Origin of the sequence: Streptomyces sp. NPDC050388 (genome assembly GCF_040655635.1) — a bacterium.
Taxonomy (GTDB): Bacteria; Actinomycetota; Actinomycetes; order Streptomycetales; family Streptomycetaceae; genus Streptomyces.
Genome location: NZ_JBFAKH010000288.1, coordinates 1 through 1,124 on the forward strand (window position 1 = coordinate 1; position 1,124 = coordinate 1,124).

At 72.6% G+C, this 1,124-nt stretch carries 1 protein-coding gene; it reads right to left on the minus strand.

Annotated elements, in window-relative coordinates; all coding sequences use genetic code 11:
* A partial coding sequence (locus AB0I73_RS41455) for a polyketide synthase (RefSeq protein ID WP_363045541.1) occupies positions 1-1,124 on the minus strand: 1,124 nt, incomplete at both ends.

The window sequence follows — 1,124 nt, forward strand, 5'->3', positions numbered from 1 at the left end:
GCCTCGGTCAGCAGCCGGACCTCGCCCGCCGACCAGTCGATCTTCGAGGACGGCTCGTCCACGTGCAGGGTCTGCGGCAGCATCCCGTGCCGCATGGCCATGACCATCTTGATGATGCCGGCGACGCCGGCGGCGGCCTGGGTGTGGCCGATGTTCGACTTGATCGAACCGAGCCACAGCGGCCGGTCCGCGTCGTGCTCCTGGCCGTAGGTGGCCAGCAGCGCCTGCGCCTCGATCGGGTCGCCCAACGTCGTGCCGGTGCCGTGCGCCTCGACGGCGTCCACAACGGCGGGCGTCAGGCCGGCGTCGGCGAGGGCGGCGCGGATGACGCGCTGCTGCGACGGGCCGTTGGGGGCCGTCAGACCGTTGGACGCGCCGTCCTGGTTGATCGCCGAGCCGCGCACGACGGCGAGGACCTGGTGGCCGTTGCGGCGCGCGTCCGACAGCCGCTCCACGAGCAGCACGCCCACGCCCTCGGACCAGCCGGTGCCGTCCGCGGCGTCCGAGAAGGACTTGCAGCGACCGTCGAAGGACAGCCCTCCCTGGAGGCTGAACTCAGCGAACGTCGCCGGGGTCGACATGACGGTCACGCCACCCGCGAGAGCCATGGTGCACTCGCCGGTGCGCAGCGCCTGTGCCGCCAGGTGCAGGGCCACCAGCGAGGACGAGCACGCCGTGTCGACCGTGACCGCCGGGCCCTCCAGGCCGAGCGCGTAAGCGACCCGGCCGGATACGACACTGCCCGCGTTGCCCGTACCGATGTATCCCTCGGCGCCGTCCGCACCGGACACCTGGGTGACGTAGTCGTGGTACATGAGGCCGGCGAAGACACCGGTACGGCTGCCGCGCAGGGACACCGGGTCGATGCCCGCGCGCTCCAGCACCTCCCAGGAGGCCTCGAGCAGCAGGCGCTGCTGCGGGTCCATGGCCAGGGCCTCGCGCGGCGAGATCCCGAAGAAGTCGGCGTCGAACTCGGCGGCGTCGTGGAGGAAACCCCCCTCGGCCGTCACCGAACGGCCCTCGTTGTCCTCGAGGTCCCAGCCGCGGTCGGTGGGGAACGCGGAGATGCCGTCGGCGCCGGTGGCGACCAGGTGCCACAGGTCGTCGGGGGAGCTCACGCCGCC